We start from the raw sequence: 17,134 nt of genomic DNA, 5'->3' as shown, positions 1-17,134 counted from the left end.
ACACATATATTACTTGTAAGCCTGTCTAGACGACGTTTCTCGTTTAGAGGGCTGCGGTAGCTGTAAGGTGCCTGCGCGCTTGAGTTGATCTACGAGTTGAGTTGGCAATCCTCGCAGCGTCAGGATGCCGCCGGTCTCGTCGAACTCTATCTTGTCGCCCAGCAGATGGGCCTCGAAACTGATGGACAGGCCCTCGGCGCGACCGGTGAAGCGGCGGAACTGGTTCAGGGTGCGCTTGTCTGCGGGGATCTCCGGTGACAGCCCGTAGTCCTTGTTGCGGATGTGATCGTAAAACGCCTTTGGGCGGTCCTCGTCGAGCAGTTCGGACAGCTCCTCAAGGCTGACTGACTCGCCAAGTTTGGACTGGGCTATGGAGTAGCTGACCAGGGCCGAGTCCTCCGGCAGGTCCTCGCTTTCCACGAAGTCGCTGAAGGCCTTGAGCAGGGTGCGGGTTTCGCCTGGGCCGTCTACGCCTTCCTGGCAGCCGATGAAGTCACGGAAGTAGTCGCTCGCTTTGCGGCCGTTCTTACCCTTGACGAACGAAATGTACTGACGCGATTTCGGGTTGTCCCTCCACTCGCTCAGGTTGATGCGGGCGGCCAGGTGGATGTGGTCCAGATCCAGGCGCCGAACAGGAGCCAGTGCGAGGCCGTCAGCCACGGTCACCGCTTCAGTTTCCTGCAGCAGGGCAATTACCAGGTACTGGGTTAGGCCTTGCTGGTAGTGGCAGAAGAGGGCGTGCCCACCTACGGAGAGGTTCGATTCTTCCATCAGCTTGGTCAGGTGCTCCACTGCTACCCGACTGAAAGTAACGAAGTTGAGACCGCCATCGAGGTATTCCTTGAGCCATCCGCTGAAGGGGAAAGCGCCTGACTCCGGACAGAACAGGCCCCAGGCCTTACCCTGTTTGGCTTTGTAGCTTTCGTTGAACTGGTGCATCAGGTCGTCGCGAACCTCGCTTTCCGCCGGCTCGGCGCCTGCGTAGTGGAGCACTGCAGGACTGCCCTCTGGCTTCTTGTCGATCTTGTGGATGATGCTGTGGACTACTGGCATTGCGATTACCTCGGGTGCGCGCCGCCCTCCGTATCCGGATGCAGCGATAGTTGATGTGGTGGCTAATTGCAATTACGATCGTGCCCCTCTAAAAGGAGCTACTCGATGTTTCCAAGATACTTCCGCTGGATTTCGGTGCTGGGCATTCTTGCTGCATTGGCAGTCTTCGTAACAAGCGGCCTGCAGGTGTTTGCTGGTTCGGCTCCGGCAACGGATCTAGTACGCCCTATCATTGCTGCCGTTGTACTTGGTTGGATGTTCACTCAGTCGACAAAGGTCTGAACCTGAACTAGACGGCTTTACTCTCATTCCCGATGGCATCCGGATGCAGCAAGTAGGGGGGTTATGCTTCGCCGTCTTCTTCGGCGTTCATCTGGAGCCGATTCGGCAAAGCCTGCTTGCCGTAATTTGCGCGCCACGCTTTGCGGTACTTCGATTTGGTGGCGCGGAATTTCGAAGAGCGGCGCGGAGCCGTCGGGGCCGAGCGAGTGGGCATACCAGACCGCCGAAGAGGCGTTCAAGCACCGCGGCCGTCCGGTGGACGAGTTCTCCCAGATCATCGGCGCCGACGTTGCCGATGCGACCCTGGAAGGTTTCATCCAGTACGCCACTGCTGCGCTTCGCGTGCGGTTAGATAGAAGAGATACAGGGCGTCTTTGAGTGGCTGATCACTCTTCGCCTAGACAGCCGCGAATATTTCATCCTCGACGTACACGTCAGGGCCGCTCTCCTTATGTCCCTTTACCCCGGCACAGGGGTTGGCCAGCGCGGTGTATCCGCACTCGCGTGCAAAGTTCCAGATAGCGCTGAGCAGCGCCTTTTCCTTGTTCGCCCGAACCGGCGCGGTCTTTCCTCGTTCCCATAGATATTGCTGCACATGTTGCGGCTCAATATCCTCGAGCGGTGCCGGTGGGTCATTGAAGAAATCGAGTAGGTTTTGCAGCTCGCGCTTGTTGGACTCTTCTGGACCAGTCCTGTCGGAGTGTGGCCAGTCCGCTGAGTTTTACGACTCAGCTTGCTTGGGCCGTGACGGTTTTGTTGAACTTAGGTAACTTGGCATTTTCCCTTCACGGATGACGGATTCATGCCAAGAACGAATCGTATTGCAAAAAATGCCCTGAGCATCTCGCTGCTGGGCCTACTAGTCACTAGCACATTGGCCTTGGCGGAAACTCAAAAGGTGACCGATCTGTTACGCAGTGGCTATGAGATCAAAGCCGCCTACCAGTCGCCAGCAAGAGTCGGCACGGTTCACTTTCTAATCTTGCAAAAAGGCTCGTCTGCGTTCCAATGCATGAGTTACGGCTCCGAATTAAGGCCGAAATTCTACGACTATTCCAACACCTACTCTTGCGCAGAAGTTCAGGATCTGATTCCCGTCCAGCCTAACCTTGGGCAATGAACCAACAGTGCATTTACGGTTACTGGACCAAAGCGTGGTGCTCGGCGCCGGCAGTCCGGGATGAACGCTTGCAACGTACTGGCTTTCTGATCGCTGAACAGGTGCAGCCACCCGGTTGTTGCTGCGATCAAGAACGACGAGCGCGCACTGTGAAGCAAGTGCCTGGTCAAACCACTCGCGGAAAACAGGTGCCTGATAGCGCATTGGGCTTGGATGCTGGGCCCAAACCAAGGGATCGGATGCGACGTTGTACAGCGACTCGAAGTCTGTGGCCTGCAGCGGGCGCAGTTATAGCGACTCACCCACAATTGACCGTGGCACGGGTAGCGATTTCATCATTTTTCCTTTGGGTTGGACGGTGGTTGTTCCTTCCTCCGTCATCAGGCCGTGGGACATGAGAATAGGCGGCCCGCAGTTGAGTGCGGTACTGAGTGATCGGCTTTGATAGGTAGAGGGCGCGCTGTCCTGGGCTGAAGTGGCGCGGCACTGGCAAAAGACCAACATTGATCAGCGTGGAGCAGGGCAATGAAGCGTGTGCAGGTCCGCTTCGGCCCTGGGGCAAGGGGGCGGCCTTCAGGGCAACGTTGCGATGGCCAGGGCCAACTGTTGATCGGTCATGTGCGGCTGGCCGTAGGCCGAGTGGTAGTAGCGCACGGCTTGTTCAAATTGGGCGCCGCGAATCTGGCCATCCGAGCCGATGAATGCGAGCGCGTCGGCCTTGGCCGATTTCATGCTTCCCGGGCCGTAGACCGTTAGCGCAGTGGTTCCGCTAACAGTCAGGAGGGGGGCGACCGTCGTGATGAACATCGCTTTTTCGACGGGATCATTATTCTCGTGGGCCACCACTGAAGTGCTGGCCAATGCCAGCAAAACCACTGCCAGTGTTTTCGTTGAATCCATTCCCGACCGCTTCCTGCCATCTGGTTGAAGGGCGCAACCATAACAGGGAAAAGGGTGGGCGGGTACGAGAAGCCCGGCGCTGGACCGGACCCGGAGGGGAGGCCGGCCAGCGCCCCGCCGTTGTTCACCGCATCACCATTCGCGGGCTTGAACATGGGCTCCATCTGTTGCACTTGATGATTCCTGGCGTTGGCGAAGGCGCTGCGCCACTGGAGCCACGCGAAGGCTTCGGTTGCCTTTACCTGGACAACGACAGCGGTACGCCCCAGACGGGATCCTCCATGCCTTGCTTGCCCAGCGGCGTGATCTGCATGGGCTGGAGCCTGGACAAAAGGTGCCGGTGCTTCTCGCTCAGGCTGCGTTGCTCAATGAGATTCTGGGCAAAGCTCATCGGCGCCGGCCAGGTGTAGATGGTCAGGTTGTCGAGCGGACACTCGATCTTCCGCGGATCGACCGCCCGGCACTTGGACTGTTGGTACTTGTAGCCAGGGGTCTTCAGGTGCATGCGCGGGGCCAGCAGCAATTGCCCGCCTTGCAGGGTGAAGCTGGCGAGCGCCTTGTCCACCGGCAAGCGCGCCTGGACCTTGATCGCGGGAACGTCGCGCGAGTCGGTTTGTTGGTAATAGCCGGCCGGTGCGCCCGCGGTCGTCTGGGTATATTGCTGTTCACCCCAGCTCACGCAGGCACCCGACGCCCTGAGCACGGCGGTACAGACCGTCTCGGTCTTGGTCTCGCTGCCGTAGGTGGCGTCCTTCCAGACCTCTTCTCGGTAGTACTCGCGATACAGCTCGGGGGACAGGTACGCCGTGCCGTTGGCGCCACGGCCGGAACCGGGCGGGCCGCTGCGGGCGCCGACCTGGTCGAGCAAGCCGCGGATCTGGTAGTCATCGCCGCCGGTCAGCAGGTATTTGCCGGGCGGCAGGATGTGCACTTCGAAGGCCTTGAACAGATAGGTTTCACCGGGTTTTCGCTGCAGTGCATTGGTCTGGAACTTGCGGCCGAAGGTCACCTTTGGATCCTTCTCGTATTCCCAGATCGCCGTCGGCGTCCATTGCGTCATGGTCAGTGCATCGCTCAGCGACTTGTGCGGCATCACGTCGGCCACCAGCACCACCGCCATGTTCGCCTTGAGCGCTGCGTCCACCTGGTCCAGCAGCTGCGCGTAGCGCGGATCGTCCATGCTGCCGTAGGCGCCCGAATCGAGATCGGACATGCAGCCGGAGAGGGAAAGGGTAAGCAGCAACGCGGCGGGGAGGGCAAAACGCGGCCGGAACAGTCTCATGTATCAATCCTTGATAAGCGTTGGCATGGGGGGCTGGAGCGGAAATATTACTGCGTTGAGGGACGAGCACAATATTCAGCAGCGTTTATCGGACAGCATGCAAACGTGCTGGAAAACGGCGCCAACTGCTGCAGACGTTGCACCCCGAGCGCGGATATCCACCGCGCCGCGCAGGCAGTCGGCGGGGCGGGGGACTAGGACGACAAGGCCACAGACTCAATGGCGTGCTTGGCCTGGGCGACGCTGAAGGCGCCCGGCAAGCTGGCGCCATTCTTGGCGGCAAGGATCTCGGCCATCACGCTGACGGCGATTTCCGCAGGTGTCTTGCTGCCGATGTAGATGCCGATCGGTCCGTGCAGGCGCTCGAGTGAGGCCGGGGTTTCACCAAAATGCTCGATCAGGCGTTCGCGGCGCAGTTGGCTGTTGCGCCGCGAGCCGATGGCGCCGATGTAGAACGCCGGGCCGTGGAGGGCTTCGAGGAGTGCGAGATCGTCGAGTTTGGGGTCATGGCTCAAGGCGACGATGCAGGTTCTCAGGTCGACGGCAAAGTCGCGGACCACGTCGTCGGGCATGCCGATGATGCGCTCCACGCCCTGTACCGCCCAGGTTTCGATGTATTCCGGACGAGGGTCGCAAACCGCGACCCTGAAGCCGTTGAACAAGGCCATGGTGGCCAGATACTCGGCCAGTGCGCCGGCGCCGATCATCAGCAGCCGATACGCCGGCCCCAGGGTATTGAACATCTGCCGGCCGTCGAAACTGAACTGCACGGGTGTCGCCGTGGCGGTCAGCGTCACCTCATTGCTGGCCAGAGTCAGGCCCCGACGTATCAGGCGTCCGCTGTCGAGCGCAGCGAGCAGTTCATCCAGCGATGACCTCGACGGGTTGAATTCGAGAACCAGCTGCAGGGTGCCGCCGCAGGGCAAGCCGAAGCGATGGGCGTCGTCGGCGCTGACGCCATACTGCACCACCTCAGGCACGCCGTCCTTGAGCCCGGCGCCGCCATGGACGGTGCAATAGCGATGGATCAAGTCGTCCTCGATGCAGCCGCCGGACACGCTGCCTACCACCCGCCCATCTCCACGCAAGGCCATCATCGACCCCACCGGGCGCGGTGAGGAGCCCCAGGTGCGGGCCACCGTGACCAGCAACACCGGTTCCGCGGCGGCGCGCCAGTCTCGTGCAGTGCGCAGGACTTGCAAGTCGATGCTTTCCATCCGGCTCTCCTCTAGCGCATGTGCAGGATGATCGGGCTGCTGCTGGCCGGATCGGTGTGCCGACGCAACTGGCTCACTGCCTGGGCCTGGACGGCGCTGCCGTGATTGCCCCAGGCGCTGCGCACGAAGGTCAGGACCTCGGCGATCTGCTGATCCGACAACTGTTCACGCAAGGCCGGCATGCGATAGGCGTCCGGCACTCCCGCGGCCACGACACGCTGCGAAGCGTTCAGGGTGATGTTGATCGCCGAGGCGCTTTCCCCGGCCAGGGCAGAGGTCGCCCCCGCCAGCGGCGGTATCCATTCGGCTTGCCCCTTGCCGTCCGGGCCGTGGCACGAGGCGCAGTGCGTCAGGTAGGTGTGGGCGCCAGGAGCGTCCAGCGCCGTCGCGGTCGACAGCTCTTGATACTGCCAGGGCGTGCCGTCGCGCTGGCGATCCCCGGGCAGCGACTTGAGGTAACGGGCAATGGCCATCAGGTCCTGATCGGTCATGAACTGCGTGGAATTGTTGAACGCTTCGGTCATCGAGCCATAGACCACTGCGTGCTCATTGCGGCCGGTCTTGAGGAACTGCACGATCTGCGCTTCGCTCCAGCGGCCCAGGCCCGTGTTGTGGTCGCCACGCAGGCTTGGCGCATACCAGCCATCGAGCAAGGCGCCGGCGAGAAACGGCGCTGCGGACTCATCCAGCGCCTTTTCATTGAACGCCAGGCCCCGAGGCGTATGACAACTGCCGCAATGTCCGGGGCCCTGGACGAGGTACGCGCCGCGGTTCCACACATCGTCCTGCTTCGTTTTGGCCACGTAGGGCTCAGCGTCGACGAACACCGCGTTCCACAGTGCAATCGGCCAGCGCAGGTTCAGCGGCCAGGGAATGGCGCTGGGGATGTTCGCCTGTCTGACCGGCGCCACGCCCTTCATGAAGAACGCGTACAGCGCCCGCACGTCGTCGTCGCTGAGCTTGGCGTAGGACGGATAGGGCATCGCCGGGTACAAACGGCGGGCGCCGGGTGCCACGCCGTGGCGCAGCGCCCGGTCGAAGTCCGCCAGGCTGTAGTGGCCGATGCCGGTTTCGGTGTCCGGCGTGATATTGGTCGCATGGATCGCGCCCAGCGGCGTGGCCATTTCCAGGCCACCGGCGAACGGCGCGCCGCCCGGCACGCTGTGGCAAGCCACGCAATCGCTGAGCCTGGCGACGTATTCGCCGCGGGCGACCAGCGCCGGGTCGAGCTCGGCCGCAGTGATCGGGTGGCTGGCAAGAGGCGAGGCGGGCTGGCGAGTGACGTACCAGGCCAGCAGGCCGGCCACGACCAGGCATGACACCGTCAGCCAGCCAGCGGTTCTTGCGAATCGGCGGTTATTCATGGACGCTCCGGCGCTGATCAGGTGAAGGTGTGTCGGCTCATGGGCAGGCTGCGGACCCGCTGCCCGGTCAGTGCCGCCACCGCGTTCGCGACGGCCGGCGCAACCGCGGGCAACGGCGGTTCGCCGATACCGCCCATCTTTTCCCCGCTCTCGACGACTCGCACGTGCACCCGAGCCATCCGCGCAGGCGGCAGGATCGGATACAAGTCGTAGTTGCGAGCCCGAGGCTTGCCATCGACCCACACCGATTCTTCCACCAGGGTCTGCGACAGCCCCAGCGCCACGGCGCCGTTGACTTGAGCCTCGACAATCGCCGGGTTGACGATGCTGCCGGGGTCGATCGCCTGCCAGATGTCGTGCACCTTGACCTGCCCGTTCTCGATGGAGACTTCGGCGATCACCGCGGTCTGGGTGCCGAACGGCGACGCCATGGCCACGCCCCGCGTCCGCCGGGTGCCGTCCTCGGCGGTAAAGGGCCCGCGCTTCCAGCCCCCCGACAGTTCACCCACCGCCTGCAGCAGGGTGGTCAGGCGCTGGTTGTCGCGCAGCAAATGCAGGCGCAGTTCGAAGGGGTCCTTGCCACCCTTGTCGGCCAGCTCGTCAAGAAAGGCTTCGTAGAAGAAGTCGTTGAGGGAGTTACCCACCGAACGCCAGTAACCCAACATGGCCGGGCCCTTGACGTAGATCTGCGCTATCCGCTTGTGGGGGATCGCGTAGGACTTGCCCGACAAGCCTTCCAGCGCCGTGGGGTCGAGCTTCTCACCTTGGCGGCCGGCGATGGCCTCGGTCGGCCCCTCGGTGGCGCTGATGGCTTCGATTGCCAGGGGCCAGCCGTCGTTATCCAGCGCGGCGCGGAAATTCACCGCCGCCACCGGACGCAGCACGTCACGCAGGAACTCTTCCTCCCGACTCCAGATCAGTTTCACCGGACGGCCAACCGCCTTGGACAGCTCGATCGCCTGGGGATAGGGGCTGGCTGAGTCGTAGAGGAAATGCCGCCCGAAGAATCCCCCCAGCAATGGCGAATGCAAGGTGATGCGCGACGGATCCAGCCCGGTGCGCTTGGCAATGTCCGCCAGGAACATGTCCGGCGCCTGGTTCGGCAGCCAGACCTCCAGCGAACCGTCGGGGTTGAATCTGGCCAGGGCAGAAGGCGGTTCCAGCTGCCCGTGGTTCAGGTATTGGTTGTGGTAGGTGGCGTCGATCCGGGTCTTGGCGGCGGCCAGAATCGAAGCCACGTCGCCCTGGTTTTCGTCGTCCCGGGCCGGGCCCTTTTCGTTGGCAAGGCGCTGGATCCAGCCGTCGCTGGAAAAGTCCTTGGGCATCGGCCGCACCTTGCTGTCGGCCGATGGCTCCAGCCAGTCGACCTGAATCGCTTCCACCGCGCGCCTGGCGTGCCACCAGCGCTCGGCGACCACCGCCACGGCGCCCGGCAGACGATGCACGGAGTGCACGCCCTTCATCGCCTTGACCTGCTCTTCGTTGCGCAGGCCGCCCACGGTCATGCCCAGGCGGGGGGCATGCTGAACGGCGGCATGCAGCATGCCGTCGACCTGCAGATCGATGCTGTAGAGCGCCTTGCCCGTGGACTTGTCATAGGCGTCGACGCGCTTGACCGGCTTGCCGATCCAGCGGAACCGGCTCGGGTCGCGCAGTTGCACCGAGGCAGGATCGGGAACCGGCAGGTCCATCGCCCGCTCGGCCAGTTCACCGTAGGTCAGCGAGCGGCCCGACGCGGCATGCAGCACCTTGCCAGGCTCGGTGCTCAACTCGCTCACCGCCACCCCCAGCTGCAATGCACCCGCCTGCAGCAGCATGGCGCGGGCCAGGGCACCGAGGCGACGCATCACCGGGTAACTCATGCGCACCGACATGCTGCCGCCGGTGATGCGCATGCCGTTGTCCATGACCACATAGGCCTCGCCGGGGGGTGCCGCCTCCACCAGGAAGCTCGCCGGATCGGCGTCCAGTTCTTCACCGACGATCTGCGCCATCGCGGTGAAGGTACCCTGGCCGCCTTCCATGAACGGGCACAGCAGGCGCACGCGGTTGTCCGGGCGGATTTCCAGAAACGCCGGAACCTGGGTGCCGCGCGCGGCAGTCGCCGCCGCTTGCACTCGGGGCGACCCCAGCGGCAGGCCGAACCCCAGTACCAGCGCGCCGACGGCGGTGCCGGTCAAAAAGCGTCTGCGCGACAGATTGACCGGATCCTGCAGGGCCAGCGCCGCTGCCTGGAGGGAAGGATCGATAGCGGGCTTCATGCCGGGGTCCTCCTGCCGGCCAGCTCACGCATGGCGGCATGAATGGCGTTGTAGGTTCCGCAGCGGCACAGATTGACCATCGCCGCCTGGATCTGCGCGTCGCTCGGCTGGGGGTTCTGCTTGAGCAGCGCCGTGGCCGCCATCACCTGTCCGGACTGGCAGTAGCCACACTGGGCGACCTGCAGGTCGACCCAGGTGGTGACGACCCGCTTGCCCACGGCATCGGCTTCGATGGCCTCGATGGTGGTGACCTCGCGGCCGACCACCCCGGCCACCGGCGTCACGCACGAACGCACCACATTGCCGTCCACCAGCACAGAACAGGCGCCGCACTGCGCCAGCCCGCAACCGTACTTGGTGCCGGTCAGGCCCAGATCATCGCGGATCACCCACAGCAAGGGCGTATCGGCGTCGGCATCGACCTGATAGGTCTTCTGGTTGATTCTCAGTTCCATGGCTCACCCGCTGGATCATCGGTTGAAGGTCATTGTTGTAGGGGCTGGCACGCAGCGAGGCGCGTCAGCGGTATAACCGGCGCTCGGCTCAATGTGCCGCGTTGTCGAGCGCTTGTGCGGCAACGGGCTGTCCACGCAGCAGCCCGATGTCACGACTGGGTGCGGCGCCGAACAGGCGGCCATATTCGCGGCTGAACTGCGAGGGACTTTCATAGCCGACGGCGAACGCCGCCCGCGAAACGTCCAGGCGCTCCATCAACATTAGTCGACGGGCCTCGTTCAGCCGCAGCCACTTCTGGTAGCGCAGCGGACTCATGCCGGTGAGCTGACGGAAATGATGGTGAAAGGTCGGGGCGCTCATCTGGACCCGCGCCGCCAGTTCATCGATGCGCAGCGCTGCGGTGTAGTTGACCTTGAGCCAGTCGATGGCTTTGGCAATGCGGTAGCCCTGGCCATCGACGGCGGTGATCTGCCGCAGCCGTGATCCCTGGTCGGTATTGAGCAGTCGATAGTGGATCTCCCGCAGAATCAGCGGCGCCAGCACCGGGATCGCCTCGGGTTCATCGAGCAAGGCCAGCAGGCGACCGAGGGCACCCTCCAGGGGCGGCGACATCTGGCCAATGCCCGCACCAGCCGCCGCAGCCGGCTGGCGGTTTGCCGGCAAACCGCCCTGGGTGATGATCTCGGCGAGCAGGCTGACATCCAGCTTCAGCACCAGCCCGACGCAGGGTTGCTGGGGGCTGGCAAGCAGCACTTCGGAGTTGGCCGGCAGGTCCAGTGAGGTGACCAGAAACCGCGAAGGGTCGTAGCTGTAGCCCGCACCACCGACCCACAAACGTTTTTCCCCACGCCCCACCAGCACCAGGCTCGGCTCGATCATGCACACGGCAGGGGGCGCCGGCTGGTCGCGACGAAACAGCGACAGGCTGGGTATGGCGGTGGCGACGTCTCCGGGGGCGTTCACGCGCGGGTCGATGTGCAGCGCCAGAGGCGATTCGTGGCGCGGGGCGGTGTGGATCATGTCGGCTGGCTCCTGTTGAGCGAACTCTAATCTGCTCATCAGAGGTTTCCTATCCGGCTGCCTGCATCCTCATAGGATTAGGCAAGCATTCAAGCGGAATGCACTAGGGCAGGGACGGATCGACCGGGAAAAATGTGCCGAACTGTCAAAGGAGAGCCTCCATGCAAGTCTTCGCTTATGGCGCCCATGCGGGCGACAAACCGCTTGAACCGCTGCGCATCACCCGTCGCGATCCCGGCCCGGACGATGTGCTGATCGAGATTGCCTATTGCGGCATCTGCCACTCCGACCTGCACCAGGTGCGCGGCGAATGGGCCGGGACCCGCTTTCCTTGCGTGCCCGGCCACGAGATCGTCGGCCGGGTCGCCGCGGTAGGTCAGAAGGTCACCGGCTTCGCCCCGGGTGACCGGGTGGGAGTGGGCTGCATTGTCGACAGCTGCAAGCATTGCCAGGAGTGCGCCGAGGGCCTGGAGAACTACTGCGACGGGATGATTGGCACCTACAACTTTGCCACGCCCGATGCGCCGGGCTGGACACTCGGTGGCTACTCCCAGGCGATCGTCGTGCACCAGCGCTACGTGCTCCGCATTCGCCACCCCGAGGCGCAGTTGGCGGCCGTCGCGCCGCTGCTGTGTGCCGGCATCACCACCTGGTCGCCGCTGCGTCACTGGAAGGCCGGGCCCGGGAAGAAAGTCGGCGTGGTGGGCATCGGCGGCCTGGGCCACATGGGCATCAAGCTGGCCCACGCGCTGGGCGCGCAGGTGGTGGCTTTCACCACGTCGGAGTCCAAGCGCGAGGCGGCCAGACGCCTAGGTGCCGATGAAGTGGTGATCTCAAGCGATGCCGGGCAAATGGCCGCGCACCTGCAAAGCTTCGACCTGATCATCAACACCGTTGCTGCGCCCCACGACCTGGATGCCCTGCTGGTGCTGCTCAAGCGCGATGGCGTGATGACCCTGGTGGGAGCGCCGGCCTCGCCGCACCCGGCGCCCAACGTGTTCAACCTGATCATGAAGCGCCGCACCCTGGCCGGATCGATGATCGGCGGCATTGCGCAAACCCAGGAGATGCTCGACTTCTGCGCCGAGCACGGCATCGTTTCGGACATCGAGCTGATCGCCGCGCAGCACATCAATCAGGCCTACGAGCGGATGCTCCGGGGCGACGTCAAATACCGTTTCGTGATCGACAACGCGACGCTGGCGAATTGAAAGACCCCGCTGTTGTGGCGCAATCGACCGCGGCTGCGGGCGCCAGCTGCAACGAGCGCCCCATGCAGCGTTTTCCTGCAGGCAACACCCACCCGCTTTTATCCGCACAGGTAGAGTCAATGACCTTTGGTTGTACAGAAAAAACCGGCTGGAGCGCCGTGCTGGCCATGTCCCTGGCCGCATTCGCCCTGGTCGCTTCGGAGTTCATGCCCGTCAGCTTGCTGACCCCCATCGCGGCAGATTTGCACATCACCGAAGGCCAGGCCGGGCAGGGCATTTCCGTGTCCGGGGCCTTTGCATTGGTCACCAGCCTGGTGATTGCGGCAGTTGCCGCCCGGGTCGAGCGCAAGAAGCTGCTGCTGTGCCTGACCCTGCTGATGATGGTGTCGGGCACCCTGGTCGCGCTCGCACCGGGCTACTCGTGGTTCATGTTCGGGCGTGCCTTGCTGGGTATCGCCATTGGCGGTTTCTGGTCACTGTCGGCGGCCACTGCAATGCGCCTGGTGCGGCCTGATCAGGTTTCCCGGGCGCTGGCCATGGTCAATGGGGGCAATGCTCTGGCCACGGTGATCGCCGCTCCGGCGGGCAGCTTCCTGGGCTCGCTGATAGGCTGGCGCGGCGCATTCTTCTGTGTGGTGCCTGTCGCGACGCTTGCCGCCGTGTGGCTGCTGATCAGCCTTCCGTCCTTCAAGGTCGAGCGCCGGGCCGCGAGCGGCAATGCCTTGCGACTGATGAAGCAGACGCCGGTCGCCCTGGGAATGGCCGCCGTCAGCGTGTTCTTCATGGGGCAGTTCATGCTGTTCACCTACCTGCGTCCATTTCTCGAGGTCGTCACCGGCGTCAGCGTTACCACCCTGTCTTTCATGCTGCTGGGGCTGGGAGTGGCCGGTTTCATCGGCACCTGCGTGATCGAGCGCTTCATGGGCAATGCTCTTTACCGCACGCTGACGCTCATACCTCTGGGCATGGCGGTCATCGCGCTGGCCCTGGTGAACTTCGGCAGCTCGCCGCTGCTGACCGCTGCGCTGCTCGGGGCATGGGGGCTGGTCGCCACGGCCGCTCCCGTTGGCTGGTGGACCTGGCTGGCGCAAACCCTGCCCGATGATGCCGAAGCCGGAGGCGGCTTGCTGGTGGCCATCGTGCAACTGGCGATCGCCGGCGGGGCGATTATCGGTGGGCTGGCCTTTGATCTGCGCGGCTATCAAGCCACGTTCGCGCTCAGCGCGGTGGTGCTGGTCGCCGCTGCGGTGCTCGCTTGGCTTGCAGGTCGCAGCGCTGCGCAAGTGGGGCTGGCGGAGGCGCACGCCAGGGCCTGACGAGAGCAGGAGCGGCTCCGGGCGTGGGGGCATGAACCCGTGCCGGCTGACAATGGCCTGTGGGCGAGCTTTGCGTGGCAAGCCTGGAACCGGGGGCGTTCACGCATTTCCCTGGAAGATCGTTGCAAGCCCGGGTGTGCCGAAAGAGAATGGCCGGCTTTCAATCGGCGGCAGCAGGGGTTGCCCGGTGAAATCAATGCGTTGATTTCATGGGTGTGCTGCGCCGCCGTGTTCGCCCTCGCTACCGCCCAGGGTTTTCAACAAGGCCATATGGACATGAACATAAAAATACTGTGTATCGCGGCACTCGGGTTCTGGTCGCTTGCTCAAACCCCGCTGTCCGTGGCGGAGAACGCCAATGGAAAGACCCTCTATCTGCAGCGATGCGCCGTGTGTCACGGAGCGGACATCAAGGGCACGGGGCCCTTGGCGCATAAAAGCAAGCCGCCGACACCGGACCTGACCACTGCCGCGTTCAAGAAACGCCTCAATGACTATCCGGGCGTGATCGTCTCTTCGGTCATTCTTCGTCCCAATGGCGACTTGATCCCAAGAATCTTGCGAGAGAACGGCGTAAAGATCGCGCCGCACCCTTGGAGCGTTAAGGATTTTCGCGACTTGAATCAGTACATGAGTGAGGTCATCGCCAAAAGTCGATGATGTCGCGGGGGCGGCTACAGCGCAGCCACTTGAGGTGAACAGCCCCTGGCCGGCCAAGGTTGATCGGGACGGTGGCCCGCGTTATGCCTCAATGCAGCGTGACAATCCTGCGGCTCTCTCCAATCCGGATCCGATCCAGTGCCCGGTTTAATCCGTCCAGGGCATTGATCAGGGCCTGGGCTTCCGCTTCCCGGCCATCTCCCCACAGGCGCTCGGCCATCTTGTTGAGGGCCTGTATGGAGCGTTCGATATCGGCAGCAGTCACGGTGTTGCTCTCTGCCGGCTGTTTCTTGGTCATTGGATCGGTCTTCCACGGCGCTTGAGAATCAGCGCGAAGGCTACCACGCTCTTGGTGGCGCAAGAGCACGAGCCCACGGGCTGATGGCTCAACCGAGGGCCCAGGAGCCGGTCGATCGGCTGTGCGGGTCCGGCTCCTGGGCGGCTGTTCACTCGGATCAGGGCTCGCAATTTTGTCGGTTGCCGTTGCAGGGCGGTTTCAGCGTTGTCCCGGATCCGGCTGCACCAGATGCCGCCAGGGAAATACGTGCCGGGCAAAATGCGTTACGTAGCCGCCGCCAGTGGCTTGGATCACCATGAACTGCAATGCAGGGCGCAGCTGTTGCAGGCGCTCGAGCTGTTCCAGGCTCAGGCAGGTGTTGCGCAGGCGCAGCGCCCTCAAAGGGGCGCAGGCAGCACTGGCCAATAGTTGTTCATAGTCGGCGAAGGAGGTGACGGACTGTTCTTCGCGCTGATCCGCCCAGTTGTTCTGCAGCGCGCTGGATTCGGTGAAGTCCAGGTTGCTCAGCCGCGGCAGATTGTCCGAGCCGGCCAGGTTGGCAATGAAGTGCTGGGTGTCCCAATGGCCGCCAATGCGTAGGTGGGTAAGGTTCGGCAGCTGGACCTGGAAGAAGCTCGAGTCGGGGGCATTGGGCAGGGTCAATTCGCTCAGGTGCGGCGCCTTGGCGACAAAGCGGGCGATCTCTCCTGCTTCCTCCATCAGCGTGCCGGCTTTCTGGATCAGCGAGGCATTGTGGTCCTGGGGCTCGCTGGGGCGAACCGACAGCGACCTGAGAATGGGAAAGTTCACGTCGCTGTCCAACAAGGGCGTGAACTCCCATTCGCGGGTGCCGTTTGCCCCTTGGTCCGGGCCAGAAAAGGCCAGGGAACTGAGGGTATCGGCCACTGCCTGGTCGGCGAGGCATTCCAGGGTCCAGGCAAAGGGCTCCTCCCACAGGTCGCCATGAAACTCCAGATGCAGGCCACCACGTATCGGGGCCAGGGCCAGGTAGTTGTAATCGCTGACCCACAGCGGTCCCGTCAGGTCCTCGGGGTTGTCGTCGCGCTCGCTGGCCTGGTCCCGGGTGAAGTCATGGATGCGTTGCTGCAGGGCCAGCAGGCGCTGGTAGCCGGGCGAGGACAGAGGTGAGGACAGAGGTGAGGACATGCTTGCAATCCTTTGCTGGGTGGGGGGAGCCGCTGGCGCGGGGCGCCCATGATAAATCCAGGGGCCTGCCTGAGTCTTGGTCAGGCACCGTGCGTTATACATCTTTTCAACAAATGGACCATGTCGCCGGTTGTGCAGGGAGCGCTAGGATCGCCTTTTCATGCACGGGCCTTGTGGCCCTCTCGGAGCGTTATCCCATGCATCAAGGAGCCTTGCCTCATTCATCCACTGGACTGTGGGCCAGGGAGATCACCCTGTTGGATGTCGAGCGGTTGCAGGCGTTCTTCGTTGAGAATCCGGACTACTTCCACAGGGTTCACGGCTGTGCGCCGCAGCCGGATGAAGCCCGCGATGAAATCGATGACCGCTTGCCAGAGGGCTGGTCCTTCACTCGCAAGTGGAAGATCGGTTACTTCGACACCACAGGTGCCCTGGTGGCCATGGTCAGTATCGTCAGCGATCTGCTGGCGCCCGGGGTCTGGCACATTGGTCTGTTCATGCTGGCCGGCTCGCTCCAGGGCCAGGGCATTGCCCGGCAGTTGCATCGCGAGCTGGAAGACTGGGCCGCGGGTCTGGGGGCGCGCTGGCTGCGCCTGAGCGTGGTGGTCGAGAACGTCCGGGCCGAGGGCTTCTGGAGAGCCTGCGGCTACGTTGAGGCTCGTACCCGTGACGGGATCGAGCTAGGCCGGCTGCGGCACCGGGTGCGCATCATGATCAAGCCGCTGGCATCGGATGCTCTCGAAGACTACCTGACTCTGATGCCCCGCGATCGGGTCGAGTCCCCGCTGGCAGTCTGAGAAAAAACGGTTGGCAGTAGCGCCGTGCGCCGGGTGGGGCGGGGCGCGCAAATCCGCCGCCGTGTGCGCCCGTCCAGCACCTGAGCAAGGGCGGTGCTGGCACGCCCGGCAGCCCAGGGTGAGGCTTTTCGGGCATGAACTAAAATCGCGGTCGGCAGTCCCATGGGGCATCTTTGACCGTCCGGGGGAAATACCGTGAAAACTCGTCTCGCAATGCTCTGCGCCGCGGCTTTGGCTTCGGCTCTGCCGATTCTGACCGAGGCTGCCCAGGCTCAGTCACCCACCCCTGAACCGACCTATCAGAGCCAGGTGGCGCGCTATCGGTGCGAGGGCAATGTCCGCATCGATGCGGCCTACCTGAACATCGACAATGGCACCTCGTTCGCCACGCTCTACTACAAGGACCAATTGATTCCCATGCACATTGCCCGTTCGGCTTCCGGTGCGCTGTATGTGGCGGACGACGAACAGAACAGCTTTCGCTGGCACACCAAAGGCAAGATGGCCATGTTGTCGTTCCTGGAGGCAGATCACACCGCCAAGGAGCAGCAACTGCTCAACGACTGCCAGGAGATCGACCCTCAGTGAGCCCTGGCCGGCGTGGCTTGCGGGCAAAAAAAAGCCCGCGGGAGAGGGCGGGCGAACGTAGTTGCTTGAATGAGCGAAGGGACTATACACAGACGCGGTCGGCCCTTGGGTGAAGGAAATTTCATCTTGACCGGCGGTGCTCCGGTCGACGACACCGGGTGGT

The 17,134-nt window shown here is 63.4% G+C and carries 17 protein-coding genes and 2 pseudogenes; 8 read left to right on the top strand and 11 right to left on the bottom strand.

What is annotated here, in order from left to right:
- Positions 1–9 precede the first annotated feature (9 nt).
- Positions 10–1,053 (bottom strand): nucleoid-associated protein YejK, encoded by a 1,044-nt coding sequence (yejK, locus tag POS17_RS16870; RefSeq protein WP_082729883.1) that lies wholly within the window; start codon positions 1,051–1,053, stop codon positions 10–12.
- Between the two features lie 105 nt (positions 1,054–1,158).
- On the opposite strand from yejK, the gene POS17_RS32175 reads away from it, so the two are divergent.
- Both POS17_RS32175 and POS17_RS32750 read left to right on the top strand, forming a co-directional pair.
- Positions 1,159–1,335, top strand: a complete 177-nt coding sequence (locus POS17_RS32175; protein WP_173655903.1) for a hypothetical protein — start codon at positions 1,159–1,161, stop codon at positions 1,333–1,335.
- A 213-nt stretch (positions 1,336–1,548) separates the two neighbouring features.
- Positions 1,549–1,686 (top strand): annotated as a pseudogene (locus POS17_RS32750) (major capsid protein); the annotation flags it as partial.
- Positions 1,687–1,735: 49 nt separating this feature from the next.
- Here POS17_RS32750 and POS17_RS32320 read toward each other — a convergent pair.
- Positions 1,736–2,017, bottom strand: a pseudogene (locus POS17_RS32320) (integrase); the annotation flags it as partial.
- Positions 2,018–2,137: 120 nt separating this feature from the next.
- Here POS17_RS32320 and POS17_RS16855 point away from each other — a divergent pair.
- Positions 2,138–2,455, top strand: a complete 318-nt coding sequence (locus tag POS17_RS16855; protein WP_060839628.1) for a hypothetical protein — start codon at positions 2,138–2,140, stop codon at positions 2,453–2,455.
- A gap of 573 nt (positions 2,456–3,028) precedes the next feature.
- Here POS17_RS16855 and POS17_RS16850 read toward each other — a convergent pair.
- From POS17_RS16850 to POS17_RS16820, 7 genes are all read right to left on the bottom strand, one after another.
- A complete protein-coding gene (locus POS17_RS16850; RefSeq protein ID WP_060839627.1) occupies positions 3,029–3,355 on the bottom strand; it encodes a DUF2388 domain-containing protein in 327 nt (108 codons plus the stop codon).
- 238 nt (positions 3,356–3,593) lie between these two features.
- Complete coding sequence (locus POS17_RS16845; RefSeq protein WP_060839626.1) at positions 3,594–4,637, bottom strand: hypothetical protein; 1,044 nt, start codon at positions 4,635–4,637, stop codon at positions 3,594–3,596.
- 194 nt (positions 4,638–4,831) lie between these two features.
- Positions 4,832–5,854 (bottom strand): XdhC family protein, encoded by a 1,023-nt coding sequence (locus POS17_RS16840; protein ID WP_060839625.1) that lies wholly within the window; start codon positions 5,852–5,854, stop codon positions 4,832–4,834.
- Between the two features lie 11 nt (positions 5,855–5,865).
- On the bottom strand, positions 5,866–7,218 hold the full coding sequence (locus POS17_RS16835) for a c-type cytochrome (protein WP_060839624.1): 1,353 nt from the start codon (positions 7,216–7,218) through the stop codon (positions 5,866–5,868).
- Between the two features lie 17 nt (positions 7,219–7,235).
- Positions 7,236–9,479, bottom strand: a complete 2,244-nt coding sequence (locus POS17_RS16830) for a xanthine dehydrogenase family protein molybdopterin-binding subunit (protein WP_060839623.1) — start codon at positions 9,477–9,479, stop codon at positions 7,236–7,238.
- Positions 9,476–9,934, bottom strand: a complete 459-nt coding sequence (locus tag POS17_RS16825) for a (2Fe-2S)-binding protein (RefSeq protein ID WP_060839622.1) — start codon at positions 9,932–9,934, stop codon at positions 9,476–9,478. Before POS17_RS16825 ends, POS17_RS16830 begins: the two co-directional genes overlap by 4 nt.
- A gap of 88 nt (positions 9,935–10,022) precedes the next feature.
- Positions 10,023–10,955, bottom strand: a complete 933-nt coding sequence (locus POS17_RS16820) for an AraC family transcriptional regulator (RefSeq protein ID WP_060839621.1) — start codon at positions 10,953–10,955, stop codon at positions 10,023–10,025.
- A 161-nt stretch (positions 10,956–11,116) separates the two neighbouring features.
- Between POS17_RS16820 and POS17_RS16815 the strand changes: the two genes are divergently transcribed.
- The 3 genes from POS17_RS16815 to POS17_RS16805 all read left to right on the top strand — a co-directional run bounded on the left by POS17_RS16815 (position 11,117) and on the right by POS17_RS16805 (position 14,142).
- Positions 11,117–12,166 (top strand): NAD(P)-dependent alcohol dehydrogenase, encoded by a 1,050-nt coding sequence (locus tag POS17_RS16815; RefSeq protein ID WP_060839620.1) that lies wholly within the window; start codon positions 11,117–11,119, stop codon positions 12,164–12,166.
- A 119-nt stretch (positions 12,167–12,285) separates the two neighbouring features.
- Positions 12,286–13,482 carry an MFS transporter gene (locus POS17_RS16810; protein WP_060839619.1) on the top strand — a complete coding sequence of 399 codons (1,197 nt, stop codon included), beginning with the start codon at positions 12,286–12,288 and terminating at the stop codon, positions 13,480–13,482.
- A 276-nt stretch (positions 13,483–13,758) separates the two neighbouring features.
- Positions 13,759–14,142, top strand: a complete 384-nt coding sequence (locus POS17_RS16805; protein ID WP_060841959.1) for a cytochrome c — start codon at positions 13,759–13,761, stop codon at positions 14,140–14,142.
- 88 nt (positions 14,143–14,230) lie between these two features.
- Here the strand turns inward: POS17_RS16805 and POS17_RS16800 are convergent, their stop codons facing one another.
- Positions 14,231–14,440, bottom strand: a complete 210-nt coding sequence (locus tag POS17_RS16800; RefSeq protein ID WP_016967305.1) for a hypothetical protein — start codon at positions 14,438–14,440, stop codon at positions 14,231–14,233.
- A gap of 198 nt (positions 14,441–14,638) precedes the next feature.
- Complete coding sequence (locus POS17_RS16795; protein ID WP_231978959.1) at positions 14,639–15,586, bottom strand: hypothetical protein; 948 nt, start codon at positions 15,584–15,586, stop codon at positions 14,639–14,641.
- 197 nt (positions 15,587–15,783) lie between these two features.
- Between POS17_RS16795 and POS17_RS16790 the strand changes: the two genes are divergently transcribed.
- Positions 15,784–16,383 (top strand): GNAT family N-acetyltransferase, encoded by a 600-nt coding sequence (locus POS17_RS16790; protein WP_060839618.1) that lies wholly within the window; start codon positions 15,784–15,786, stop codon positions 16,381–16,383.
- 195 nt (positions 16,384–16,578) lie between these two features.
- On the top strand, positions 16,579–16,971 hold the full coding sequence (locus tag POS17_RS16785; protein WP_016967307.1) for an MliC family protein: 393 nt from the start codon (positions 16,579–16,581) through the stop codon (positions 16,969–16,971).
- Positions 16,972–17,134: the final 163 nt, after the last annotated feature.

It is taken from the genome of Pseudomonas sp. Os17 (genome assembly GCF_001547895.1).
In the GTDB taxonomy this organism is placed as follows: Bacteria; Pseudomonadota; Gammaproteobacteria; order Pseudomonadales; family Pseudomonadaceae; genus Aquipseudomonas.
The sequence above is the reverse complement of the archived record's forward strand: the minus strand, read 5'-3'. Positions and strand labels throughout refer to the sequence as shown.

Excerpts from the sequence above, each read along its gene's own strand:
- POS17_RS16840 (WP_060839625.1), bottom strand. The coding sequence starts at position 5,854 with ATGGAAAGCATCGACTTGCAAGTCCTGCGCACTGCACGAGACTGGCGC.
- POS17_RS16835 (WP_060839624.1), bottom strand. The coding sequence starts at position 7,218 with ATGAATAACCGCCGATTCGCAAGAACCGCTGGCTGGCTGACGGTGTCA.
- POS17_RS16855 (WP_060839628.1), top strand. The coding sequence starts at position 2,138 with ATGCCAAGAACGAATCGTATTGCAAAAAATGCCCTGAGCATCTCGCTG.
- POS17_RS16850 (WP_060839627.1), bottom strand. The coding sequence starts at position 3,355 with ATGGATTCAACGAAAACACTGGCAGTGGTTTTGCTGGCATTGGCCAGC.
- POS17_RS16800 (WP_016967305.1), bottom strand. The coding sequence starts at position 14,440 with ATGACCAAGAAACAGCCGGCAGAGAGCAACACCGTGACTGCTGCCGAT.
- POS17_RS16825 (WP_060839622.1), bottom strand. The coding sequence starts at position 9,934 with ATGGAACTGAGAATCAACCAGAAGACCTATCAGGTCGATGCCGACGCC.
- POS17_RS16845 (WP_060839626.1), bottom strand. The coding sequence starts at position 4,637 with ATGAGACTGTTCCGGCCGCGTTTTGCCCTCCCCGCCGCGTTGCTGCTT.
- POS17_RS16805 (WP_060841959.1), top strand. The coding sequence starts at position 13,759 with ATGAACATAAAAATACTGTGTATCGCGGCACTCGGGTTCTGGTCGCTT.
- POS17_RS16795 (WP_231978959.1), bottom strand. The coding sequence starts at position 15,586 with ATGTCCTCACCTCTGTCCTCACCTCTGTCCTCGCCCGGCTACCAGCGC.
- POS17_RS32175 (WP_173655903.1), top strand. The coding sequence starts at position 1,159 with ATGTTTCCAAGATACTTCCGCTGGATTTCGGTGCTGGGCATTCTTGCT.
- POS17_RS16815 (WP_060839620.1), top strand. The coding sequence starts at position 11,117 with ATGCAAGTCTTCGCTTATGGCGCCCATGCGGGCGACAAACCGCTTGAA.
- yejK (WP_082729883.1), bottom strand. The coding sequence starts at position 1,053 with ATGCCAGTAGTCCACAGCATCATCCACAAGATCGACAAGAAGCCAGAG.
- POS17_RS16830 (WP_060839623.1), bottom strand. The coding sequence starts at position 9,479 with ATGAAGCCCGCTATCGATCCTTCCCTCCAGGCAGCGGCGCTGGCCCTG.
- POS17_RS16790 (WP_060839618.1), top strand. The coding sequence starts at position 15,784 with ATGCATCAAGGAGCCTTGCCTCATTCATCCACTGGACTGTGGGCCAGG.
- POS17_RS16820 (WP_060839621.1), bottom strand. The coding sequence starts at position 10,955 with ATGATCCACACCGCCCCGCGCCACGAATCGCCTCTGGCGCTGCACATC.
- POS17_RS16810 (WP_060839619.1), top strand. The coding sequence starts at position 12,286 with ATGACCTTTGGTTGTACAGAAAAAACCGGCTGGAGCGCCGTGCTGGCC.